2 protein-coding genes and 1 pseudogene are annotated in these 4,581 nt (G+C 70.3%); all 3 read left to right on the top strand.

Features of this window, described 5'->3' with window-relative positions; genetic code table 11:
• Nucleotides 1-258: hypothetical protein (locus ACEN88_RS24940; protein WP_413344006.1), on the top strand; the 258-nt coding region annotated here is incomplete at its 5' end.
• Complete coding sequence (recB, locus tag ACEN88_RS24935) at nucleotides 255-3,905, top strand: exodeoxyribonuclease V subunit beta (RefSeq protein ID WP_413344004.1); 3,651 nt, start codon at nucleotides 255-257, stop codon at nucleotides 3,903-3,905. The genes ACEN88_RS24940 and recB, both read left to right, overlap by 4 nt.
• Nucleotides 3,895-4,581: pseudogene (locus ACEN88_RS24930) on the top strand (exodeoxyribonuclease V subunit alpha); the annotation flags it as partial. The gene recB and the pseudogene ACEN88_RS24930, both read left to right, overlap by 11 nt.

The following is a 4,581-nucleotide window of genomic DNA, read 5'->3' as shown; positions in this document are numbered from 1 at the left end:
CTCGACCGGCCGCTGCCCGTCGCGTGCAAGACGGCGCTCGCGCACTTCTCCGGCGGCGATGCGCGCGAGGCACGGGTCGGTGACTTCGCCGTCGATCTCGAAGCCGCCGTCATACGTCTCGCGCGCCTGTGGCCGGAATTCGCGCTGCTGCGCGCGGCCGGCGGCTGGCCGCTCGTGGCCGAAGCGTTGTACGGCCCGTTGGTCGCGTGGCTGAAGGACGGCGTGACCGTGACCCGCTTCGACGGAGGCGAGCAATGAGCCAGCTGCTCGACGCCCTGGGCTTCCCGCTGCACGGTTCGCGCCTCATCGAGGCCAGCGCCGGTACGGGTAAAACGTGGACCATCGCCGCGCTGTACCTGCGCCTGGTGCTGGGCCACGGCGGCGACGACGGTTTTGCCCGTCCGCTGATGCCGCCCGAGATCCTCGTCATGACTTTTACGCGCGCCGCCACGCGCGAGCTGTCGAACCGCGTGCGCGAGCGCCTCGTGCAGGCGGCGGCGTGCTTCCGCGGCGAGATCGAGCCGGACGATCCCTATCTGGAAGCGCTGGCCGACGCGTACGACGACGAGGCATCCCGGCTCGTGGCCGCGCACCGGCTGGTGCTCGCGGCCGAGACGATGGACGAGGCGGCGATCTTCACGATCGACGCGTGGTGCCAGCGCATGCTGCGCGAGCACGCGTTCGACAGCGGCAGCCTGTTCGACGAAGAGCTCGTCAGCGACGAGCGCGCGCTGTTCGAGGATGCCGCGCACGACTACTGGCGCCAGCACGTGTACCCGCTGTCCGGCGCGGCGCTGACGAGCCTCCTGTCCTGCTGGAGCGACGTCGACGCGCTGAAACGGACCGTGCGCGAGCTGGTGCAGCGCGCGGGCCGCATCGACGACCGCATCGGCAACCTGGGCGAGCGGCCGCTGGGCGCCGTCATCGCCGAGGCGGAACGCGAGCAGCGCGATGCGTTGAAGCGGCTGAAGGACGGCTGGCAGGCGCGCGCCGATGCGATGGAGTCATGGATCGCGGCGCAGCGCAGCGTGAATCCGAAGGCGTTCAACGGCAACAAGATGCGACCGGATTCGCTGGCGAAAGCGTTCGATGCGCTGCGCGGCTGGGCGGATGACCCGCAAGCCCACTATCCGCAACTCACCGACGCATCGTGGACCCGCCTGACACCCGACGGCATCCTCGACGCGTTCAGCAAGGATTACAGCGCGCCGATCCCCGAGTGCTTCGAGCACACCAAGGCGTTGAAAGAGGGGCTCGACGCCATCGCCCCCGTGTCGCACGCGCTGCTGCGCCACGCCGCCTGCGCCATCGCGCACCGCATGGCGGAGCTGAAGCGCCGCAACCGCCAGTTCGGTTTCGCCGACATGCTGGCGCGCCTGAAGGATGCGCTGGAGGGACCGAACGGCGAAGCGCTACGCCGCCGCATCCTCGACCAGTATCCGGTGGCGATGGTCGATGAATTCCAGGACACGTCGCCCGACCAGTACCGCATCTTCGACCTGCTGTACCGCGTGGCCGACAACGATCCGGCGCGCGGCCTGTTCCTCATCGGCGATCCTAAGCAGTCGATCTACGGCTTCCGCGGCGCCGACATCCACAGCTATCTTTCGGCGCGCCGCGCCACGCACGGCCGCCACTACCAGCTGGGCACGAACTACCGGTCGACGCGCCAGCTCGTCGCCGCCGTCAACCAGCTGTTCCGCCACGCGGAAGGGAATTACGCGGCGGGCGCCTTCCGCTTCCGCAAGGGGGAGGAAAATCCGCTGCCGTTCGACGCCGTCGACGCGGCGGGCCGCAAGCAGCAGCTGGTCGGCGTCGACGGCCCGTTCCAGGCGCTGGCGGTCGGCGTGGCGGAGGTCGAGGACCTGCGCGCGGATGACTACCGCGAATTCTTCGCGCAGCACTGCGCCGAACACATCGTCCGGCTGCTGAACGATCCGCGCGTCGGCTTCGCGGACGATGCCGGGCGGTTTGCCCGCCTGATGCCGGCCGATATCGCGATCCTCGTGCGCGACCGGCGCGAGGCGGCGGCCGTCCGGCGCGCGCTCGTGCAGCGCAAGGTCGCGAGCGTGTACCTGTCCGACCAGGATTCCGTCGTCGAAAGCATTGAAGCGCGCGACGTGCTGCGCTGGTTGCAGGCGGTGGCGAATCCGCTCGACGTCACGCTCGCGCGCGCCGCGTTCGCGACTGCGACGTGCGCGCTGCCGCTGGCGGAACTGGCGCAGCTCGCGAGCGACGAACTGGCGTGGGAAGTCCGCGTCGAACAACTGAAATCGCTGCACCAGGCGTGGCAGCGGCAAGGCGTGCTGGCGATGCTGCGCCGCTTCATCCACGAACTGGGCCTGCCCGCCAAGCTGCTGGCGGCGCCGGGCGGCGAGCGGCGCCTGACGAATTTGCTGCACCTCGCGGAACTGCTGCAGGAAGCGAGCCGCGAACTGGATGGCGAACAGGCGCTGATCCGCTGGTTCGCCGAACAGGTGGAAGGCGTGGGCGAGGGCGGCGACGAAAGAGTGCTGCGGCTGGAGTCGGATGCGGAACTGGTGAAAGTCGTCACGGTGCACAAATCGAAGGGCCTGGAATATCCGCTCGTGTACCTGCCGTTCGCCGTCACCGCGCGCAAGACGGACCGCCGCAACCGCGCATTCTTCGAATACGTGGAAGACGATGGCGAGCGCCGCATCGACCTGGCGCTGTCCGACGCGGCGATGGAAGCCGTCGACCGCGCGCGCCTGGAAGAAGACCTGCGCCTGCTGTACGTCGCGCTGACGCGGGCGCGCCATTTCCTGTGGCTGGGTGTCGCCGCCGTCGCGGCGCGCAGGAAGGGCGAGAACCAGCTGCACGAATCGGCGCTGGGCTATCTGCTGACGGGCGGCGCACCCGTGCCCGCGACCGCCGTGCGCGAGCGCTGGGAACACTTGCGCGGCGACGTCGACGGCATCGAACTCCATGCGCTGGCGAGCCCGGACGGCTGTACGCGGCTGGCAAGGCAGGACGTGCGGCCGGAGCTCGTCGAGCCGCCCCGGTTCGAGGCGCGCTTCGAACGCAACTGGGCCGTGGGCTCCTTCACGTCGCTGACGAAAAACACGGTGGCCGTCGCGCCGCCCACGCGGCCGCAGGAAGAGAATTTGCTGGAGGAAGACGACCCGGGCGTCGTGCCCGTCACGCACAGCGAGGACGCGCCGTGGCACCGCTTCCCGCGCGGCGCCGGCCCCGGTAACTTCCTGCACGAGCAGCTGGAATGGATGGCCAGGGAAGGCTTCGGCCGGGTCGACGATGAAGAGTTCCGCGTCCGCCTCGCGCAGCGCATCCAGCGCGCCGGCTGGGGCAACCGCGTCGACGATGCGCTGGCCTGGCTGCGCATGGTCGCCGTCACGCCGCTGCCGCCCGTCGGCTGCGCGCTGGCGGACCTCGATTCTCCGCTGGCCGAGATGGAATTCTGGTTCCCCAGCCGCCAGCTGGACGTCGCCGCGCTCGACCGCCTGTGCCGCCAGCGCATGCTGGGGAACACACCGCGTCCGATCCTGCCGGAGCGCCAGCTGCACGGCATGCTGAAGGGCTTTACGGACCTCGTGTTCGAATGCCACGGCCGCTACTGGGTGCTGGACTACAAATCGAATGCGCTGGGACCGGGCGACGCCGCGTACACGCAGGCCGCGATGGCGGCCGGCATGGCCGGGCACCGCTACGACATCCAGGGCGCCATCTACATGCTGGCCGTGCACCGCCTGCTGCGCGCGCGCCTCGGCGCCGACTATTCGCCGCACGAGCACCTGGGCGGCGCCGTGTTCCTGTTCCTGCGCGGGATCGGCAACCCGGCCACGCACGGCTGCTACCTGATCGAGCCGGACGTGGAGCTGCTGGACGGCCTCGATCGCCTGCTGGGAAAGGAGACGCATGAAGCCTGACGTCATCGATACCAGCGCCTTTTGGGCCGAGGTGGAGCGCCTGACGGAGGCGGGCGAACTGCGCCGCCTGTCCGGCGTGTTCGCGCGCTTCGTCGCGAGCCTGGGCGAGGCCGCGTGCGCGAAATCGACGCCGCTGCTGCTGGCGGCCCTCGTGCTGTCGGAACTGGAAGGACGGGGTCACAGCTGCCTGCTGCTGGACGACCTGGTGGGCGATCCGGCCGCGCTGCTCGGCTGGGCCGACGAGGATTGGAAGGCGCTGGCGAAGGCCGCGAAACCGCTGCCGCGCGGCGTGAAGGGGTGGATGTCGCAACTGGCCACGTGCGACCAGGTGTGGCGGGTGGGCGATCTCGATTACGACCAGCCGCTCGTGCTGGACGACACGCGGCTGTACCTGCGCCGCTACTGGCGCGACGAGACGCTGGTCGCCACGTGCGTGCGCACGCGTGCGCAGGAGCGCCGCGACGTCGACATCGACCAGGCGCACACGTGGCTGGAAGCGCTGTTCGGCGCCCAGCGTGCGGGCGAGACGCCCGACTGGCAGCGCATCGCCTGCGCCGTCGCCCTGCGGGGCGCGTTCGCCATCATCACGGGCGGCCCGGGCACCGGTAAAACGTACACGGTGGCGCGGCTGCTGGCGCTGCTGTTCGCGACGGCGCCGGACGCCGCGCGCCAGCGC

It is taken from the genome of Massilia sp. CT11-108 (assembly GCF_047302915.1).
GTDB lineage: Bacteria > Pseudomonadota > Gammaproteobacteria > Burkholderiales > Burkholderiaceae_D > Telluria > Telluria orientalis.
Note: the sequence above shows the minus strand (reverse complement) of the source record. Positions and strands in the feature narration are given on the sequence as shown.